Origin of the sequence: Desulfovibrio sp. OH1186_COT-070, from assembly GCF_003860215.1 — a bacterium.
GTDB lineage: Bacteria > Desulfobacterota > Desulfovibrionia > Desulfovibrionales > Desulfovibrionaceae > Desulfovibrio.
In genome coordinates, this window is record NZ_RQYH01000007.1 from 109,752 (window position 1) to 129,010 (window position 19,259).

The window sequence follows — 19,259 nt, forward strand, 5'->3', positions numbered from 1 at the left end:
CGCCGACAATCCCCCACCATCACGGGCAGCAGGTTCTGCGGCGCACCGAGGAGAAAAAATGCTGGAAACAACGGTTGTGGTCATCGGGGGCGGAGCAACCGGCATGGGCATCCTGCGCGACCTCTGCATGCGCGGGGTTTCCGCCGTCCTGCTGGAGCAGGCGGGCCTCGCCCACGGCACAAGCTCGCGCTTTCACGGCCTGCTGCACAGCGGCGGGCGTTATGCTGTCAACGACATTGAATCCGCCCGCGAATGCCTGCGGGAAAACCGGATCATCCGCAGGATCGGCAGGCAGTGCGTGGAAGAAACAGAGGGCTTTTTTGCCCTTGCTCCGCAGGACGACCCGGACTATGTGCCCGGCTGGGAAAACGCCTGCCGGCAGGCGGGCATTGACGCGCAGGAAGTGGAGGTGGGTGAGGCTCTGCGCCTGGAACCGGAGCTCTCCCCGAATATTGTCAGGGTATTCCGCGTACCCGATTCCTGCGTGGACGGCTTTCGGCTGGTACACCACAACGCTCAGTCGGCCCGCAGGCACGGCGGCAAGGTGTTTACCTACCACGCTGTCACCGCCATCCGCCAGCGCAACGGAAAAATTCGCGGCGTGAGCGCCGTCAACCGGCATACCGGCACCAAGCTGGACATTGCCTGCGAGTGCATCGTCAACGCCGCAGGCTCCTGGTCGGGCTGCATTACCGGTCTGGCAGGGCAGGACGTTTCCGTCACGCCGGACAGGGGCACGCTGGTCATCTTCAACCACCGCTTTGCCTCGCGCGTGATCAACCGCCTGCATCCCGGCTCTGACGGCGACATTTTTGTTCCGCACGGCTCCGTCACCATTCTGGGCACCACTTCTGCCACAGCGGACACTCCTGACGACATGACCCCCACCACCCAGGATGTTCTGCGCCTTCTGGAACTGGGCGAGCCGCTCTTTCCCGCTGTGCGCGACTACCGCATCCTGCGCGCTTTTTCCGGAACCCGCCCGCTCTACGCGCCGGGAGGTTCCGGCGGCAGAAAGGCCAGCCGCAATTTCCATGTGGTGGACCACGCGGCGCAGGGCCTTGAGGGGCTGATCACCATTCTGGGGGGAAAACTGACCACCTATCGCCTCATGGCCGAGCGTGCCGCCGATTGCGTGTGCGCCCGCCTGGGCGTCACCGCCCCGTGCCGCACCGCGCTGGAGCCTCTGGCGGAAGATGCGGACGAAACGGCCCTGCGCCGGGCTTCGCGCGTGTTTCCCGTGCAGGGCATCACGCTCATGGCCGACCGCCTTGGCAACGATTTTTCCGGAGTTGTGCGGCTGGCGGAAAAAAGCGACAGCAACCCCCTGATCTGCGAATGCGAAATGGTCAGCCTGGCGGAAATCGAGCACGTTGCACGGGATCCCCTCACGTTTTCCCTGACAGACATCCGCCTGCGCACACGCCTCGGCATGGGAACCTGCCAGGGAACATTCTGTGCCCTGCGCACAGTGGCCGCCCTGACCGAACACGGCATTCCCCTGCACTCCCCCCCTCCGGACAGCATGCACCACTTCCTGCAGGAACGCTGGAAAGGGCTGCGCCCGGCCCTGTGGGGCATGCAGGCCCGCGAAATGGAACTGGGCAGGGCAATGTATATGGGAACCCTGAATCTGGACGGAGCCGCCCATGAGCAGACGTGTTGACGTTCTTGTCGCCGGTTCGGGAATGGCCGGTCTTGTGGCTGCCCTGACCGCAGCCCATGCCGGATGCAGCGTACGGCTCATCTCGGCGGGCATGGGCTCCCTGGCCTTGAGCGGGGGCAACATTGATCTTTTGGGCTATGTCAACGGCAAGCGCGTGTCAGACCCCTGGCAGGGCATGCAAGAGCTTGCTCCCGGCCATCCCTACCGCCTGCTGGGAGAAAGCACTGTGCGGGCCGCTCTGGATTTTTTTCAAAACGCCATGGCAGACAGCGGCTGGCCCATGCACACCGGCCTTGCCGACGGCCGCCCCTGCAATACGGACGTGCCCACCATTCTGGGAACCCTGAAGCCCACCTGGCTTCTGCCCGCGGCTCTGGATCCGGCTGTTTTGCAGACGGCCCGGCGCGTGCTTGTGGCCAGCATCCACGGCCTGCGGGACTGCCGTCCGTCGCTGGTCATCGGCCAGTTGCGCCGCTACAGGGGCTGGGCCGAAAAAAGCTTCACTCCGGCCCTGCTGCCCGCTCCCCAGGAGGGTGCGCCCCGCAGCATCACGGCTCTGGACATAGCCCGCCTTGCGGACAAGCCCCACACCCGGCAGTGGCTTCTGGAGGCTCTGGCCCCCTACGCCGGGCAGTATGACCTGGTTCTGTTGCCGCCTGTCTGCGGCAGCGGGGCCGAGCCGGAAATTTTCCGGGCCATGAGCAGCGCTGTGGGCTGCCCGGTGATGGAAATGCTCTCCATCCCCCCCGGTGTGGGCGGGCTGCGCCTGCGCGCTGCCCTGCTCCGCAGCCTGAACCGCCACGACTTCATGCTGGTGGAAAACGCCACGGTTCTGCGCGCGGAAACCGCAGAAGGCGCGTGCGCGGCCCTTCTGGCCGACACCACGCTCGGAGAGCGCCGCCATACGGCAAAAGCCTTTGTTCTGGCCACGGGCGGGGTTCTCGGCGGGGGCATTGCCGTTACGCCGGGAAAAATCCGGGAGAGCGTGTTCGGCATGGAAATTCCCGTTCCCCCCGATGTTGCCTCCTGGTCCGAGGAAGATGTTTTCGGCAACCATGCCTTCTCGCGGATGGGCGTCAGCGTGGACGGCGACATGCGGCCCGTGGGGCAGGACGCTCCGCAAGCGCGCAACGTCTTTTTTGCAGGGCGGAGCATCGGCGGGTATGATTTTTCCGCCGAAAAAAGTGGTCACGGCGTGGCCATAGCCACCGGCTGGCAGGCCGGTCGCGCGGCAGCCGCCGTTGCCCTTGCCGGGGAGGAAAGATGAGCGCGCGCATCAATCCGGACAGATGCATCGCCTGCACCACCTGCGTGGTACACTGCCCGGTTGCCGAGGCTACACCCCGTTTTCTCGGCCCGCGCATGATTGGCCCGGCCTGCGAGCGTTTTCGCCGCATGGGGCTGGCGGAAGACCCTTCGCTCCACTACTGCTCCAACTGCAAAAACTGCGACATTTCCTGCCCCCACGGCGTGCCCGTGTCCAGCCTGAACATGATGGCCCGCGCCGAGCAGTGCCTGCGCCGACCGCCCGGACTGCGGGACTGGGTGCTCGGGCACGGGGAGCTTACGGCCCGGTGGCTGCGCGTTCTCCCCGCCTGGCTCAAGAATTTCGGCATGCTCAATCCCGTGACGCGAAAAATTCTGGACGTTCTGGGCATTGACCGGCGCGCGCCGCTGCCCGCTTTCGCGCCGCGCACGTTCCGCCAGATGCTGCGCCGGATGCGGCAGCCGGAAGGGCTGCAAAAGCTTGTTTTGTATCCCGGCTGCTATATTGACGTGTACGACCCCCAGACCGGCCTTGATCTGGTATGGGCCATGAACAGGGCGGGCTATGAGGTTGTTGTGCCCGACCCTCTGGTCTGCTGCGGCCTGCCCATGGTGGCCAACGGCTTCTGGCAGCACGCCCGCAGCAATGCGGAAAGCAACCTGAAAGTCCTGGCCCGCTGGCGTGACCAAGGTGTGCCTGTGGTTACCGCCTGCCCCAGTTGCGCGCTCACCTTCCAGCAGGATCTGCCGGAGTATTTTCCCGATCTGGAGCAAACATACGGGGCCTGCCGCGTGGGCGACGCCCAGGAATTTCTGCTGGACTGCGCGGACACGGGGCGGCTCCCCCTGCCCGAAGGGGAGCAGGAACTGCGCGTGGTCTACCATGCCCCCTGCCATTTGCGGGCGCAGGGCAACGGACTGCCCGGCATGGAACTGCTGCGCGCCCTGCCCGGCGTCAGTGTGCGCAATGCAGACGCGGGCTGTTGCGGCATTTCCGGAAGCTATGGCTTCAAAAAGGAAAAATATGACATTGCCCGGGAGGTTGGCGCAACCCTCTTCAAAACCGTGCGCGAAAGCGGAGCGCATGTGGCCGCGTCCGAATGCGGCACATGCCGGATGCAGATCGTGCACGGCAGCGGGCTGACCTGCCTGCATCCGGTGCGCATTCTCCGGCAGCGGGCAGAGCCGTGCCCGAAAAAGGAATGATTCCGGGAGCTTTTGCTTCCGGCCTCATTCTTTTGCCCGATCACGGCAGGCCATACGGATGGTGCTTAAAAGCTCGTCAATGTCCATGGGTTTTCTGAGAAAGGCGCAGGCACCCATGCGGTAGGCGGTTTCCTCCTCGCTGTCGCCGCCGTGGCCCGTGAGAATGATCACCTGCACCTGCGGATTGCTTGCCTTGACTTTGCGCAGCACCTCAAAACCGTCCATGCCGGGCATGCGCAAGTCCAGCACAATAACATCCACAGGCCGGGTCACGGCTTCCAGAGCCTGCGGCCCGTCATGGGCCACGCGGGGCACAAGGCCGCGCATGGACAGGCGTTCGGCCAGAGTTTCCACAAAGCGCCGCTCGTCATCCACCAACAAAACCCTGATGCCTTCAAGGCTCATGCTTCCTCCCTGGCTTGCCACGCAAGAAAAAAGCTCCCCGGATCAAGACCGGGCAAAAGATTGACCCGCCGCTTCCCGCTTCGGCCGCCCGGCGCGGAACTGCCGGTCATGGCCGAAAGAGCCAGTTCGGCATTGTCGCCTCCGGCCACACGCAGCACGATACCGGGATTTCCCTCCTGCTGCCCGGCGGCAAGCTCAAGCTCCACCTTGCCGCCCACGGAAACGCAGAGATCCAGCACGTCCAGCAAAGCCTGAAACACGTCCATGGACGGCGTTGCGGCCCAAACCGGCTCGCTACATTGGCCGTTTGCCAGCCGGATCCGCGCTGCCCTGGCCTGACGCGCGGCCATGCGGCAGAACAAACTGCAAATCCGGGCGAGATCGCAAGAGGCGGCATCTCCGGCCATGTCTGCCTGGGCCATGAATTCCAGCCCTTCGGCCAGTTGCACGGCAAGAAGCACCTGCCTCCGCACCTCGTCCAGCGAGGACGAAAGCTCCGCCCGGTCAGAATCCCCGCCTTTTGCCAGTTGGGCCAGATCCTGCGCCAACCCCGCAGATTCGCGGATGATAGCCAGGATATTGCGCATGTCGTGCACGGCCGAAGCCAGCAAACGGGCCATGCAAGGATTATGGCTCATGGCTTTCCCCTTCTGTTTGACGCTGCCCCTTGGCCGCGTCTTCCAGTATTTCCAGAAAAGCGTCAAAGCGCAACGGTTTTGTCAACACGGCACAAACCTGTGCCGGGAAGGCCTCCTCATCCAGGCGGCTGTGCCCGCTGAGCAGCACCACGGGTAGTCCGGGGCTGCTCTGCGCCACACGGGTCAGCACCTCCGGGCCGGACAGGCCGGGCATGAACCAGTCCAGCACCAGAATGTCAGACGGGGCTTCCGCCAGCGCGGCCAGAGCCGCCGCACCGTCAGGGGCCACCCGTACCGCATGCCCGCGCAGGGACAAACGCTCAGCCAGCACATCCACAAAATCCCGCTCATCGTCAGCCAGCACAATCCGCATGGCTACACCTCCACAGTGGGTACGGGGGGCGTCAGGGGCAGGGCAATGTGCACGGTGGTGCCCAGATCTTCCTGGCTCTGCACCACAATATTGCCCCCAAGCCGCCGCACGATGGCGTAGGTAATGAACATGCCAAGCCCCGTGCCCTTGTCTTTTTTGTCGGAATAGAACGGCTCGAAAATGTGCTTGATCTTTTCTGGCGGCATGCCCTTGCCGTTGTCGTGGATGCTGACGGCCACCGTATTCTCGTCGGTCAGCTTGCCGCCCACCTCAATGCGTCCCCCGTCCTTCTGGCCGCTGAGGGCGTCCAGGGCATTGCCCAGCACATTGAGGAAAACCTGCTGCAACTGACTGCGATCAGAAATGATCTGCGGCAGATTTTCGGGCAGGTGCACGGACATGTGCACTCTCCGGCTGTCCGCCTCGCGCTGCAGAAATTCCATGCTCTCGGCAATGACATCACCCAAGGACAGGGGCTGGAGGCTGGCTTCCATGCGGCGGGAAAAACCCAGCAAACGGTGGGTTATGCCCCGTGCCCGCTCCACCGCCTTTTCCACACCTTCGAGCAGCGCTATCAGGCGCTCCTGCTGCGGGACAGAGGCAGACGTTTTCTGCATGCGCAGCATGTCCAGAGCCAGCCCCGCCTTTTCGTTGACGATGGACAGGGGATTGTTGATCTCATGGGCCACTCCGGCCGCCAGCCTGCCGATGGACGAAAGCTTCTGCTGGTGCTCCATCTGGGCAAAGATGACGGTGCGGTGCTCGTCCGCAGCCTGGAGCCGCCCGATCAGCGCCTTCATGAGCAAATGGGAAACCAGCATGATAATCACAATGCCGCCGCAAAGAACCAGCAGAAGCTCGGTGCCCAGAATCGTCCAGGGGCGCAGGGCTTCCCGGCCGGGCTTGACGGCTACCAGCCGCAAATCTGTCCCCTTCAGCAGGGCTGTGGCCACCAGCAGTTGCTGCCCGTCGGCATTGGTCATGCGGCTGACCGTGGGTTCCAGCCCGGCCGGAGGAAGGGTCAGGGGCAGGCTGTCCAGAGCCTTGCCGTAAAGACGGGATGTTGTCTGCAAGACCCCCCTGCTGTCGCACAGAAAGATATCGGCTTCCAGATCCGGCCCCGCGGGCATGAGCGACTGCTCCAAGCGCGAAATGTCAATGGTTGCGCGCAGGGTCCAGCGGGTACCGTCGGCCTCCAGCCGGTGCACGGCCATGATCATGTGCGGAAAATCCCTGAGCCCCAGAAAGACGTTGCTGATATAGCCTCCCTTGGTTTCCACCTCGCGCAGCCAGGGCTGCCCGGCGTAGTCGGCCCCCTCCAGACGGTACGGGCCCACATAATGCGCCTGGCGGCCCTCGGAATTGACCAGCCCCATATCCACAAAGCCCTGAAACTCGCTGGACAACGCCAGAAAAATACGCCGGAAGGCGGCCGCATCGTTCAGATCGGCAAAACTGTGGGCATGAGCGACAAAGCTTACCGTGGAAAAACGCTCGCCCAGAAAAAGTTCCAGAGAGGCGCACGACTTGCGGGCCAGGGTATAGAGCGGGCTTGCCATCTCCCTGTCCACAGTCCGCATGTACTGCATGTGGCTGAAGGCCGAGAGTATCAGCAGGGGCGCCACAGACACCGTGACCATCAGGACGGTCAGGAGCCGCCTGAGCGCACGGTAATGGGCCGGAGAAGTGCCTTCCGACAGTCCCGACAAACGCTTGAGGCGGTTTTTGAGGGCGGCGAACATGTTTTCCCCCTGTATCGCTGGATTGGAAAAAGCGGATCCGGCAGATGCGCGGCAGGCGCACGCTTCCTTTGCGAAAGAGCGAAGAACTTCCGAAAGGGATCAGCAGTCCAAACGGTTTGCGCAGCACCTTTTGCGCCATACACGGGGCCAGCGTTCCGTCAGGGCGGTCATGTCCGCCTGCCACTGTCGGCGCAGGGCCTCGACGCGGCCCTTGTCCCCCATGAGAATGTCTGTCTGGCGGCTGTGCAGCAGCACATAACCCAGCAGGGCTGTTTTTTGCAAAGTTTTCTCCCTGTCCTGGCCTTCGGCCACGGCAAAGAGCGCGTCCTGACGGGCTTCGGCGCGGAACCCCTGTTCTTCCAGCAGTTCGGTCAACAGATCCACCCGTATGCAGCGCCGCTGCATGTCGGCGGCCCCGCCCTTGAACTGGAAGCTGACAAAATTTTCGTGATCCCTGCCGTGAGCCAGGCATTCCACAGTGCAGAAGTGATAGCCGTACCGGGCTTGCAGGAGCATATACTCCGCATCAATAATGAAAATATTGCGCTCGGCCATGCTGTTGGCCGCCGTGCTTTCCAACTCCGGATTCATGGCGCTTTCAAAAATCGCGCTCATCAGACCCCGGACATTGGCCTCCGGCGGACCGGCCCAGGGCACAGCCACAAGCCCTTCCCAAAAGGCCAGCATGGGACGGCTGGCGATTTTTTCCAGATCCACCACCGGCCCGACCACGTTCCCGGAAAATCCGCCGCCCATATCCACCACCCAATATCGCAGGCAGGCACCGGCCCTGAGTTGCTTGCCCATGCGCCCGCTGACATCGCCTTCATCCCTGAACATCAGGGCCACGGCCTTTTCGTGACAGAAACGGGTGATATCGTGCAGACTGCGGCAGTGTTCCGGGGCAAATTCCGGTGCATCGGGGCGCAGCAGGTGCAAGGGGGTTACCAGGCGGGCCACCTCCTGCAGGCACAGAAAAACGGGACTTCCTGCCATGAGGCAGGGGCGCGGTGCCGGAGGCGCGGGGTTCGCTCCCGAACGCCCGCCTGCCAGAATGCGCGCCCCATCGGCATCCAGGGTGATCAACCCGGCCCCGTCCAGCAAACGGCAGGCATGGGGCAGGCTGAAAATGGCAGGCAGCCCGTATTCCCGCGCTACCGAGGCCAGATGACCGGCCATGCCGCCGTTTTCACTCACAAGGCCTGCCGCCCGCCCAAGCACAGGTGCCCAGCGCGGCCAAGCCTGCTCCACCACCAGAATGCCGCCTTCGGGAAAGGCCAGCATGTCGGCCTCCTTGCGAGCCACAAAGGCCTGGCCTTCGGCCAGACCGGGCGAAACAGGCATGCCGCCCCGGGCCAGTACGGGCCGCGTGTCTGCGACAGAACTGGAGGCAGAACTGGCGGCAGTGTCCGCAACAGTATCTTCAGCGGGATTGGCGGCGGCATGGGCACCGACCGCCCCTCCGCCGGAGCAGGGCATCGGCAACGGCCTGCTTTGCAGGATAACAATGCGCCCGTCAGCCTCCAGCGCCCATTCCACATCCTGCGGCTCGTTGTAGTATTCTTCAAGGGCCAGTGCCACGCGGGCCAGATGCCCGGCCTGCTCCCCGTCCAGCGGCGGCGGGCCGTCAGCCGGGCTAACCTCCAGCACGCGCGGCGGATTTTCGCGACTGCACAGCCAAACATGGGGCGTCTGCCCCCCATCCACCACACCGCCGGGCAGCCCGTGCACGGCGTTGATGACCACATGCCCACCGCCGCGGGCTCCTGCCACAGGGTCACGGCTGTAGGCCACGCCGCCGGCCTTTGCCCGCACCATGGCTAGCACCCCCACCCCCATGGGCATTGCATGGTCGGGGATGCCGCGCTGCAGGCGGTACGTCATGGCCGTCAGGGCATATTTGCCCGCCACGATCTCCTTCCAGACCCGGCAGGCTTCTTCGGGCGGCACCTGAAGCTCGGAACGGAACTGCCCGGCAAAGGAAATGCCCTGCGCGTCCTCCCCCACGGCGCTGCTGCGCAGGGCCAGCAAAAGCCCTTCTCCGGCGCGGGCCTGCATGGCGTCCACAGCCGTGACAATGGCCTCCTCCAGATCCGGCGGCAAAGGGGCCGACAACACGCACTGCTGCAAGGCGGAACTGAGGCGGAAGACCTCGTCCAGGTTGTCCGTATCCGCCGCCTGGATACGGCGCTCCAGTTCGGCCCGCAAATCGTTGTGGTTCATAAAACGTTCGTAGGCCGCCACCGTGACGGCAAAACCGTCGGGCACGTTCAGGCCCGCATGCGCCGCCACTTCGCCCAGGCTCGCCATCTTGCCGCCCACAAGAGGCGCATGGGCCATGCGCACATCTCCCAGGGGAATGACCAGAGGCCCCTGCACGGTTTCCCCGGAGTGATTGAGCAGGGCCTCCATCTGCCCCGTGATCCGCGTCAGGGCAACGGGCAGTTCCGGCCAGGCATCACGCGAAAGGGCCCGCAACTCGCGCACCATCTGGTACACCGCCGCCGTGGCACGGGTAGCCGCCGAGCGCACCTGCCCCATGCCAAAGGGCCGCGTGCCGCGCAGCAGATCCTCCATATCGCTCATGGCCTCCAGAGCACCCTTGTTGGCGGAGAGCAAGCGCCGGAAGCTTTCGCAGCGGCGGCGCACGACCGCCTTGACCGCCTCTTCACGGGCCTCTTCTCCGGCGTCAGGGAGGGTTTCTTCCCGGCCGAACAGGCGACGCAAACGCTCCCGCAAGCTCATGTCGCCTCAAATGCCCGTCCGGACAGCTTCGTTCATCTTGATGATCAGTTCGTTGATGCCCACAGGCTTGAGCATGTAATCATGGGCTCCCATGTCCAGCCCCTGCATGGCCACCTCCATGCTCGCATGCCCTGTCAGCAGGATAACGGGCAGGGAGGGCGCACGGGATTTTATCTGCGCCAGCACCTCCAGACCGCTGGTTCCCGGCATGCGCACATCCAGCACCACCACATCGAAAAGCCGCCCCTCTGCCAGAGCGGCGTCCAGCAGGCGCAGGGCACTCTCCCCGTCGGGCGCGGAACTGACCGTGATGCCCCGGCGGGCCATGCGTTTTTCCATTATCTGCAAAAATTCGATTTCATCGTCCACAAAGAGAACCTGCATACTTGTCCTCCTGCCGGTTTTTCAGGATATGCGCGTTCAGAACAGTGCCTGCCCCGCGTACAAGGCACGGCAGTGTTCCAGCATGGCCGCACGCCTGGCCGCCACCTGGGGTGCATCCTGCATGATCATGTCCAACTGGCGGGTATGAATGGCCACATAACCCATGACCGCCGCAAGACGCTCGCCTTCTTCAATGTCCACATTGCCCCGCCGGGCGCAGACGGCATCGTGATTCAATTCGGCCGTGAAACCGAAAGGCGCAAGCACGTCGGCGACAAGGCGCGTCCGCAGCATGCGGCGTTCCAGATTGGCCGCCCCGCCACGCAACTGGAACAAAAGATGATTTTCCTGGGGCAGCGCCCCCAGGCGCGCCTCCACATTCACGGTATGGAAGCCGAAACGCGAGTGCATGTGGCAGTATTCGCGCGAAAGAAAAAAATGGTTTTTTTCAAAAAAAAGCGCCCGTTCCGAGGCCGGGTCCAACTGGGGGTTGGCCGTGGCCTCAAAAAGTACAGACAGAAAGCCCCTGCCGTTGAGCGCGGGAGGCCCCTGCCAGGGCAGGACGTTCATGCCCTGCCACAGTGCCTGCATGGGGCGTGACAGAATGTCGCCCACATCAATACTGCGCCCCGGCGTGTCAGCATCAAAGGCATCGGCCAGATTCACCGCCCAGAACTGCTTGGGCACTCCGTCCCGGAGTTGTCTGCCCCCGGCCTGCTCCGCAGCCTTGCCCAGCATGTGGCCCACAGCCCGCTCATGGCAGAAGGCGGCCACATCATGGGGGGTAATGCACTGCTCGGCCCCGCCTTCCACCGCTTCCGGCAAGAATGTGCGCGCCAGAGGCTCCCTGCCCTCACACCCTCCTGCAGAATGCCAGGCAGCCAGCCTTTCCCGCAATATCCGGCACGGCGTGGCATCCAGAGGGGCCAGGGCGTCCACGCAGGCCAGGGCAGCAGGCAGGCAATCTTTTGCCGCGCCCCCGTTCAGCACGGTCTGAAATTCCCTCCAGGCCGCGAGAAAATGCCTGAACTCCCCACAGGGAAGGGACGGCGGCTTTTTTTCCGTTTCGGCACGGGCAAAGGCTGCGCGCAACAAACGCCAGGGCTTGACAAAAAAATATCCGGAAGCCGACAATGGTCACCCGCCGTTGATTCTTTTGCAAGGGAGGGAAGAGTGCAGCCCGACCCGGACGCCGCACAACCCGTCTGCCGCATCCTTCTGGCAGACGATCACAAACTGCTCATGGAAGGCGTGCGCAGCCTTCTGGCCCCGTATGCCCATCTGCGTGTGGCGGGCATGGCCCAGAACGGCAGCGAAGCCGTGTCTCTGGCAGCCTCCCTTGTGCCGCATATCATCATCATGGATCTCGGCATGCCCGGCATGAACGGGGTGGAGGCCAGCCGGGCCGTATTGCAGATCCTGCCCGAGACGCGCATTCTCGTCTATACCGGGCACGAGGACCAACGCTTTCTGCCCGAACTTGTTGAACTGGGCATCATGGGGCATGTGCGCAAATCCGAATCGCCCGGAGTGCTGCTCAAGGCCATCGAAAGCCTGCGCCGGGGAGAAATTTTTCTGACCTGCCCTGATCCCGGCGGCTGCCTGAGCGCCATGCTGCGTGCCCGCCTGGCAGCCCGCAGGGACGGCGCGCCGGACATCGGCGTGCTTTCCCCGCGCGAAAAAGAAATCTTCCGCCTTCTGGCCGACGGCAAAAGCGTCAAGAGCATTGCCCAGCATCTCTATATCAGCCCCAAGACAGTAGAAAGCCACAAGTACAACATCCTCACCAAGCTCAAGGCCGGATCCGTGGGCGAACTGGTCAAGATTGCCATCCGGTACGGCCTGTTGCAGATATGAAGGCTACTTCCGCTCCGGCGGCCCGCCAATAGGAATACTCCCCATATTTTTCTGCCGAATCAGGAGCCTCCTGATGGTTTTGTCCTGCCCTGCGTCATAGACTGCTCCGTATTCCGGACAATTTTTGTCCGGAGCGGTTTTGGCAGTCACCACCAAAGACGGAGAGGACATATGTCTTTTGGCAGACGAGTGTACGATTTTTTGCTCCAGGGCTCTCAAGCCTATGCCCGCTGGGATCTGGAAGTTTCCACCTCAATTTTGAGAAACCGCAAAAAATTGCTGCTGCTTCTGGCCCTGGCCGTACCTGTGCTGGCCGGCTGCCTGGCCGAGGCCTATGAAGCGCACGAAATGCTGGGCGGAAAAACAGCCTATGCACCGGCCTTCTATACCACCACCATTTTTCTGGCCTCCATTGCCGTGGGGCTGGCCGCAGGGCTGATCACGGGCTGTATCGGGGCGGGGGGGGGATTCATCATCACCCCCGCCCTCATGGCTGTGGGGGTGAAGGGCATTCTGGCCGTGGGCACGGACCTCTTTCATATTTTTGCCAAGGCCATCATGGGCACCACCGTCCACAAGAAGCTGGGCAATGTTTCGGCCAGGCTGGCTGTGGCCTTTCTGGCGGGATCGGTGCTGGGCACGGTCATCGGGGGGGCCATCAACAAGGGCCTGTACAATGCCGACCCCCTGCTTTCGGAACTGTTTATCAGCAGCATCTACGCTGTGTTGCTGGGATTTCTCGGATTTTACGCCTTGTTTGACTTTTTGCGGGCCAGCCGGGGCAGCGCGGCGGCCAGTCAGGACGCTCACGGCGGCACGTCCGGCATGACCGGGCTTTCCGTGAAGATGCAGCGCATCAGTGTGCCGCCCATGATCACGTTTGACGAAGACCTGGTGCCCGGCGGGCGGCGCATCTCCGGCTGGATCGTGGCCGCTGGCGGCGTGGTGGTGGGGCTTCTGGCCGCTATCATGGGCGTGGGTGGAGGTTTTGTGACCTTTCCCATGTTTGTGTACATCTTCGGCGTGTCTTCCATGACCACAGTGGGAACGGACATTCTGCAGATCATCTTCACCGCCGGTTTTGCGGCCATCGGGCAATACGCCATTTACGGCTACGTGTTCTATACCCTGGCCATCGGCATGCTGCTGGGCTCCCTGCTGGGCATCCAGATCGGCGCGCTGACCACCAAGGTTGTCAAGGGCATCCACATTCGCGGCTTCTACGCCATCTCCATCATTGCGGGTTTCATCAACCGTGCCGCCACCCTGCCCAAAAAACTGGTGGAAATGGAGGTGGTTGCCTGGTCGCCGCAGGTGGTGGGGATCATCGAAAGTGTGGGCAATGTCGTGTTTTGGGCTGTGGTGGCTTTTTTCGGCTTCTGGGTATGCAGCAAATTCATCGCCAATGTGGGCAAGTTGAGAGGGGAGGCGTAAAATGCTTATCCGTGAAAAAATTCCCTTTGTCCGCGGCTGCCTGCTGATGGCTTCCTTTCTGGCGCTCTTTGCCCTTCTGCTCACGCCCCTTTTTGGCGACAGCGAAGGCAGACGCCTCACCGGGCTGCAATATGCCGACAATATTTTCAACGAGCTTTCCAAGGGATCTTCCTACTTCATCCCCGGCGTGCGTGAGCAGGTCAGGAGCGTGGAAGGAAAGGAAGTGCGCCTGACCGTGACCATGAAAAAAGCCGACCTTGCCCCTCTGGCCCTGACCCTTCTGCGCACGGCAGGCGTGACCGATGTGGCCGCTGACGGCGGAAAGCTCAGCTTCACGGGCAATCTTGGCGGTATTCTGGCTTCGGCCACGGACGATGCCGACAATCTCTACCACAACCGGGCTGAACCTGTGAGCCAGAAATACGGGGGAGAGCCCCCCCTGAAGGCCGCTGCCGCCTGGTGGCACCTGCTCTCCCCTGCCATCAAGGAACTCCAGAAGCAGGGCCTCATCAGCGAAGCTCAGGTGGTGGATCAGGTCATCCGCCGCGCCGTGGAGCCGGGCAACAACTTCTACAGTGTGCCCGCCGCCAGGGTCACGGACCATGTCTGGCTCATGAGCGGCATGCTGATTTTTTATGTGCTCTATACCCTCTGGTACGGTTTTGCCATCTTTGAACTGTTTGAAGGCGTGGGCCTGGCCATGACCAAGTCCGCCTCCAAGCAGGAAAGCTAGCCTCCTGCATTTTCCACAGGCGCTGTGCCAAGCCCGCACAGCGAAATTGCATCCGGGGAGGGCGCGAGCCTTCCCCGGCAACAGGTTTCTGCCCGTGCTTCATCCTTCAGCGCATTTCGTCAAAAAAGAGCTGTTGTTTCTGCTCGCGGAAAGCCCGCCCGAAATGCGCGCCGCCATTCTTGGCCTCATGCCCGCGGCCAAACGCAGCCTCGACGCCGGATACCGGGCCGAAATACACAGAAGCCCGCTCAAGAACTGGCAGGATCTGCTGCACCTTCTGGCCTCTGTGGCTTCATCCCGACAGGACACGGAGATTCTGCTGCGGGTTTCGCATGAGCTTCTGGCCATCGCCGACCACATGGCCCCGCCCGACGATGTGCTGCGCCAGAGCGCCCGCATTCTTGTGCATGCGCTGCATGCCGAAATGCATGTCTGCCGTTTGCGCAACGCGCGGAGCGAATGGGTTATCCGCGCCGCAGAGTGCATCAATGGCGATTCTCTCCCCATCATGGCTCCCTGGCTGGAGGAAGGGCTTTGCCAGCATCCGGTCATGAACGCCGTCATCGGAGGACAGGTTCGCCATGTGGTTTCCAACAACCTTCAGGCGCTGGAACGCGGCGGCGATTCTCTGGACTGCGCGGCTTACAAGGAAGGCTACCGCTCACGGCTGGCCTTTGTGTTGCGCGAACGCGGCAACCGCCCGGCCTTCGGGCTTGTTCAGCTCTACACCCGGCGGGAGCACGGCTTTGATTCCTACAACCAGCGTTTTCTGGCCAAATTTGCCCGCATCGTTTCCCTGACTGTGGGGCGCCGGGTGGCGCTGGCCCGCGACACGCTGGAAAAGGCCGCCGGAGCCATGGCACACTACGGCAACAACAGGCTCAACGTCATGCGCAATCAGGCCGAATACTGCGCCGAAGTTCTGGAAGAACTGGACGAAGTTCTCTGGCGGGCCAAGAGCTTGGGCAAGAAGTTGGCGTCCCGGCTTCCGGCCGGTTCTGCGGAACATGCTCTGGCCCACGACCTGTGCGTAAGCCTGAACCATGCCGACCTCAGGGGCATTGCCGGACATCTGGGCGGTGTGCTGGAAGGCGCGCGGCGCATGGCGCGGCTGATCAATTCCCTGAAAATTTCCGCAGAACGCCCTCGCCTCATGCACTATGCCCTGGGCCAGGACGTGCTGCGCCTGGAAGACGAAAATACCGAAGACGAAAACGGAACCGCGACACAGTGATTGCAAGCCGCTGGGCTGGCCCGGCGTTCTGCGTGGCGGCTATACTGCGCCGCTGCCCTTGCACGCGGGACAGGGCAGGCTGTTGCCGCAGTACGGGCAACTCATGGGCGTTGTGCGCCCCGTGCCCCGGCACCGGCCACAGGCGGCCTGACCTTCCGGGGTGGCGAGCACGCCCCTGCCGCTGCAATCGGGGCAGAGAATCTTGCGGTTGCCGTTCAGGCACGCTCCACAGGAAATCCTGCCTGTGCCGTCGCATTTGCTGCATGTCTGCATGGTGTTTTCCTCCTCAAAATCGTCCCGCTCCAAGCCGTCACGGCCCTGCCGCCGCAAAACGGCGCGGAAGACGGCGGGCATGGCATCCTTCCGCGGAGCACTCCAATACACTACAGGCCAAAAGCTGGTCAATCGGCAAAAAACAGGGGCGGTAGCACAGTTTTTGGACTCTGAACGCTGGATTTCCGGAATGCTTTGCAGTAGGGTAACTTGCCGCTAGCGAACGGCTTCACAACCTGCCTTCGGGAGGGAAAACATGTCTTTGACCTTTCGTGAAATGGAAACCATTCTGATGGAGCAACTGCGCCTGTACCACCATCCTGTGGCTGTGACCTGGCTGTTCACGGACGAGGATGTGGAAAAATTCAGGAGCTGCACGCCGCATGTGCTGCCCGCCAAGCCGCTGACCTTCTGCCAGTGGGAGGTGGCTTCGCGCATGCAGGGCAAAACCGTTCTGGGCACGGTGGACACCCTGGCCTGTACCAATGCCCAGGTCAGCTTCGGCTGGCGTGAAATTGATGAAAGGGAAATAAAAACCCAGGTCAAATACTGTGTGGATGAGGCGCAGGCCGAACGTTTTCTGCGCTCCAAACCCTGTTTGCCCATGCACAGCGTGAAAGCCGTGGCCACCGGCCCCCTGGGGGAAGCCGTCATGCAGCCGCATGTGATCCACTTTTACTGTGACAGCATCCAAGCCTACCATCTGGCGGTAGATTACATGGCCGCCACAGACACCCATCCCCTGCGCCCCCAGATCACCATGAGTTCCTCGGCCTGCGGCGGGTCTGTCTTCTGCTGGCAGCAGAAGACCTTCAACCACTCCCCGCCCTGTTCCGGATCGTACAATGCGGGCAAGACCGAACGCGGCGAAACCTATGTTTTTATTCCCGGCGACCAACTGGAAGCAGTGGTGAAACGCCTCTTGCAGCGCATTGAAAAAAGCGGTTCCAGTTCCATAACCCGTCCCGGCGACTACTTCCCCGGCGGCGATGTGTGCAAGAACTGCCCGCTGATCATTTTCAAAAAGGGTGAAAGTCCGGCCTGTGCGGCCTGTGACAACTGCTGACAACCATCATTCAGGAGACATCATGCATCTTTTTCGTATCGGCAAATGCATTGCGACCCTCATTCCGGCCCTGATTCTGGCGTGCAGCCTTCTGGTTTCCCTGCCGGCCAAAGCCTCCCAGGCTCCGGCCGGTGAAAACGTGCAGACCGCCGCTCCGGCCGCTCCGCAGGCAGCCCCGGCCACGCCTGACCGCCTCAAGGCCGCCATTGCCTCCGCCAAGGCCGACGGCAAGATTGACGAAAGCAAGGCCACGGGCTTTCTGGGCATCCCCGGCGCGCCCAACGTGAATATGGTGCTGGCTTTTTGCTGGGCCATCTGGGTGGGCTGGATCTTTTCCAGCGTGGGCGCTTTTGGCGGCGTCATGGCTTCGGTGGGACACATCAGCGTGTTCGGCCTCGGCGAGTACGCCTCTTCCTTCGGCAAGGGCACGCCCATGAACAAGCTGATCACCGACTCCATCCGGGTGTCCAACCAGTGGCTGGTGGGTACGTCGTCCCTGATTTCCTCCTTCAAATACTGGACGCTGGGACGCATTGTGCTGCCTCTCGGCATCGCTCTGGGCGCAGGTTCGCTGGTAGGCTCCATCCTCACGCCCATTCTGAGCCAGGGCAAGATTTCCTTCAGGGACTATGTGGGCTACTTCGGCGTGTTTGTTCTCGCTCTCGGCTGCTACCTGCTGTACGAAACCTCAGCAGCCGCCAGAGCCAAGAGAAAAAAGGCCGCCGCCGCGGCCAAGGCCTTTGAGGAGGCCGCCAAGGGGCATGGCGAAAACACGGGAACGCGCGTTGCCATTGTCAGCGTCAGCCTCAAGCGTGTGGTCTTCACGTTTTGCGGGGTGGAATTTTCTTTCAACCCTGTCATGCCGGTGGTGGGCGGCTTCGTTGTCGCGTCGGTAGCCTCCTTTCTAGGCGTGGGCGGCGGATTCTTGCTGGTGCCCCTGCTGACCAGCATCGCCCAGCTGCCCATGTATCTGGCGGCGGGCACATCGGCCTTTGCCGTTCTGGTGGGCATGGTGACATCCATCAGCACCTTCATGTTCGGCGGCACGCCGGTGTACTGGCCGCTGATCGGCCTGGAACTGGCGGGCATTGTCGTCGGTTCGTGGGTCGGCCCCATCACGGCCAAGTATCTGCCCGATATCTGGCTGAAGCGCCTCTTTGTTCTGGTGGCCTTCATCGTGGGCATCAACTACGTGCTGCGCGGCTTCTTTGGCATGCGGCTCTGGTAAAGCGGGAATGCGCGCCTGCCGCACAGACGCGCAAACAGCCACGGAACACACATACCGGGGGCCGTACGCGGCCCCCGGCCCAAGATGACATGGATTTCGCAGCCCTGGTTCCGGACTGGCTTGACGCCGTCCTCATCGCCCCTTTCCGCTGGCCGGACTCGCCGCACATCGGCCTCTGGCTGGGCTCCGGCCTGCTCTCCTGCCTCTGCCTCCTGCTCGGAGAGCTGACCTCAGCCGGGCTTTTTTTTCTGCAACGCCGCCGCCTTCTGGAAATGCAGGACGGAGTCCTGCGCTACCACAACCTCTCGGTGGACGCGCTGCACGCCGGCAACAAGGAGGCCTACCTCGCCGCCAACACGCTGGCCCATGAAGACTTTGGGCGCAGCTTTTTTGCCCAGGCTGCCGTGGGCATGGCCGGACTCTGGCCCCTGCCCTTCGCCCTGGCCTGGATGGCCCTGCGCTTTGAGGGCATCGCCGTGTACACCATCCCCGGCACCAGTTTGCAGGCGGGCTATGTTTTTGTGCTGCTCACCACCTACATCGCAGCGCGCATTGCCTTTGCCCGCTGCAAGAAGCACCTGCCCCTGTTTGCCCGAATTGAGGACATCAAGCGCCGCGCCCGTGAAAAGCGGGGCCCGGCGCGCAGGTTGTAGCTTTTGGGTTGACGCTGTGCTGCAGAAAGCCCCGTGGCCCAGAGATGCGGCCCTGTCCCCGAAATGAAAGACGCAAAGCAGTGCCGTGCTGCCCGACTGACGCGCAGGCGGGTTGACATAACGCCCCTACCCCTTCCGCCCCACTGTTACCGTCAATGCCCTTCAGGGGCAAATTGCCCTGGACCAAATACGGGCGCTGGGCAAGGTGCGCCTTTGCGACTTTCTGGCCGTGCTGGACACGGCGGATCAAGAACGCGTTCGGTAGTGTCCAGAAATTTTCGCACTTTTCGTAGCAGCCATATGGTGTGGGTTTTGGCTCTGCCTTGAGGAGGCGGCGCGGGCCTTGTGAGCGGGAT

Annotated in this window: 18 protein-coding genes; 10 read left to right on the forward strand and 8 right to left on the reverse strand. The window is 62.6% G+C overall.

Going from position 1 to position 19,259, the window contains the following annotated elements; genetic code table 11:
* Positions 1-58: 58 nt before the first annotated feature.
* The 3 genes from glpA to EII23_RS04255 are packed head-to-tail and all read left to right on the forward strand — an operon-like array spanning position 59 to position 4,138.
* Positions 59-1,666, forward strand: coding sequence for an anaerobic glycerol-3-phosphate dehydrogenase subunit GlpA (glpA, locus tag EII23_RS04245; RefSeq protein ID WP_124792140.1), 1,608 nt, complete (start codon positions 59-61; stop codon positions 1,664-1,666).
* Positions 1,650-2,933 carry an anaerobic glycerol-3-phosphate dehydrogenase subunit GlpB gene (gene glpB / locus EII23_RS04250; RefSeq protein ID WP_124792141.1) on the forward strand — a complete coding sequence of 428 codons (1,284 nt, stop codon included), beginning with the start codon at positions 1,650-1,652 and terminating at the stop codon, positions 2,931-2,933. Before glpA ends, glpB begins: the two co-directional genes overlap by 17 nt.
* Entirely contained in the window at positions 2,930-4,138 is a 1,209-nt protein-coding gene (locus EII23_RS04255) for an anaerobic glycerol-3-phosphate dehydrogenase subunit C (protein WP_124792142.1), read from the forward strand. Before glpB ends, EII23_RS04255 begins: the two co-directional genes overlap by 4 nt.
* Positions 4,139-4,162: 24 nt before the next feature.
* Here the strand turns inward: EII23_RS04255 and EII23_RS04260 are convergent, their stop codons facing one another.
* The 7 genes from EII23_RS04260 to EII23_RS04290 all read right to left on the reverse strand — a co-directional run bounded on the left by EII23_RS04260 (position 4,163) and on the right by EII23_RS04290 (position 11,559).
* Positions 4,163-4,543 (reverse strand): response regulator, encoded by a 381-nt coding sequence (locus tag EII23_RS04260; protein ID WP_124792143.1) that lies wholly within the window; start codon positions 4,541-4,543, stop codon positions 4,163-4,165.
* On the reverse strand, positions 4,540-5,181 hold the full coding sequence (locus tag EII23_RS04265) for a sensor histidine kinase (protein ID WP_124792144.1): 642 nt from the start codon (positions 5,179-5,181) through the stop codon (positions 4,540-4,542). The genes EII23_RS04260 and EII23_RS04265 overlap by 4 nt, the downstream gene beginning before the upstream one ends.
* A complete protein-coding gene (locus EII23_RS04270; RefSeq protein WP_124792145.1) occupies positions 5,171-5,554 on the reverse strand; it encodes a response regulator in 384 nt (127 codons plus the stop codon). The genes EII23_RS04265 and EII23_RS04270 overlap by 11 nt, the downstream gene beginning before the upstream one ends.
* 2 nt (positions 5,555-5,556) lie before the next feature.
* Positions 5,557-7,296: a PAS domain-containing sensor histidine kinase gene (locus EII23_RS04275; RefSeq protein WP_124792146.1), complete on the reverse strand. Its 1,740-nt coding sequence runs from the start codon at positions 7,294-7,296 to the stop codon at positions 5,557-5,559.
* A gap of 99 nt (positions 7,297-7,395) precedes the next feature.
* Positions 7,396-10,041: a PEP/pyruvate-binding domain-containing protein gene (locus EII23_RS04280; protein ID WP_124792147.1), complete on the reverse strand. Its 2,646-nt coding sequence runs from the start codon at positions 10,039-10,041 to the stop codon at positions 7,396-7,398.
* A gap of 6 nt (positions 10,042-10,047) precedes the next feature.
* A complete protein-coding gene (locus EII23_RS04285) occupies positions 10,048-10,425 on the reverse strand; it encodes a response regulator (RefSeq protein ID WP_124792148.1) in 378 nt (125 codons plus the stop codon).
* A gap of 36 nt (positions 10,426-10,461) precedes the next feature.
* On the reverse strand, positions 10,462-11,559 hold the full coding sequence (locus tag EII23_RS04290) for a hypothetical protein (protein WP_185702290.1): 1,098 nt from the start codon (positions 11,557-11,559) through the stop codon (positions 10,462-10,464).
* A 39-nt stretch (positions 11,560-11,598) separates the two neighbouring features.
* On the opposite strand from EII23_RS04290, the gene EII23_RS04295 reads away from it, so the two are divergent.
* From EII23_RS04295 to EII23_RS04310, 4 genes are all read left to right on the forward strand, one after another.
* Positions 11,599-12,282, forward strand: coding sequence for a response regulator transcription factor (locus EII23_RS04295; RefSeq protein ID WP_260424588.1), 684 nt, complete (start codon positions 11,599-11,601; stop codon positions 12,280-12,282).
* A 171-nt stretch (positions 12,283-12,453) separates the two neighbouring features.
* On the forward strand, positions 12,454-13,716 hold the full coding sequence (locus tag EII23_RS04300; protein ID WP_124792151.1) for a sulfite exporter TauE/SafE family protein: 1,263 nt from the start codon (positions 12,454-12,456) through the stop codon (positions 13,714-13,716).
* A 1-nt stretch (position 13,717) separates the two neighbouring features.
* On the forward strand, positions 13,718-14,449 hold the full coding sequence (locus EII23_RS04305; protein ID WP_124792152.1) for a hypothetical protein: 732 nt from the start codon (positions 13,718-13,720) through the stop codon (positions 14,447-14,449).
* Between the two features lie 94 nt (positions 14,450-14,543).
* The gene (locus tag EII23_RS04310) at positions 14,544-15,683 is read left to right on the forward strand and encodes a hypothetical protein (protein WP_260424589.1); all 1,140 of its coding nucleotides are present in this window, start codon (positions 14,544-14,546) and stop codon (positions 15,681-15,683) included.
* Between the two features lie 39 nt (positions 15,684-15,722).
* Here EII23_RS04310 and EII23_RS04315 read toward each other — a convergent pair whose 3' ends face one another.
* Complete coding sequence (locus EII23_RS04315; RefSeq protein ID WP_260424590.1) at positions 15,723-16,037, reverse strand: molecular chaperone DnaJ; 315 nt, start codon at positions 16,035-16,037, stop codon at positions 15,723-15,725.
* 175 nt (positions 16,038-16,212) lie between these two features.
* On the opposite strand from EII23_RS04315, the gene EII23_RS04320 reads away from it, so the two are divergent.
* The 3 genes from EII23_RS04320 to EII23_RS04330 all read left to right on the forward strand — a co-directional run bounded on the left by EII23_RS04320 (position 16,213) and on the right by EII23_RS04330 (position 18,903).
* Entirely contained in the window at positions 16,213-17,022 is an 810-nt protein-coding gene (locus EII23_RS04320; protein WP_124792153.1) for a DUF169 domain-containing protein, read from the forward strand.
* A gap of 22 nt (positions 17,023-17,044) precedes the next feature.
* Positions 17,045-18,250 (forward strand): sulfite exporter TauE/SafE family protein, encoded by a 1,206-nt coding sequence (locus EII23_RS04325; protein WP_124792154.1) that lies wholly within the window; start codon positions 17,045-17,047, stop codon positions 18,248-18,250.
* A gap of 89 nt (positions 18,251-18,339) precedes the next feature.
* A complete protein-coding gene (locus EII23_RS04330; RefSeq protein ID WP_124792155.1) occupies positions 18,340-18,903 on the forward strand; it encodes a hypothetical protein in 564 nt (187 codons plus the stop codon).
* Positions 18,904-19,259: the final 356 nt, after the last annotated feature.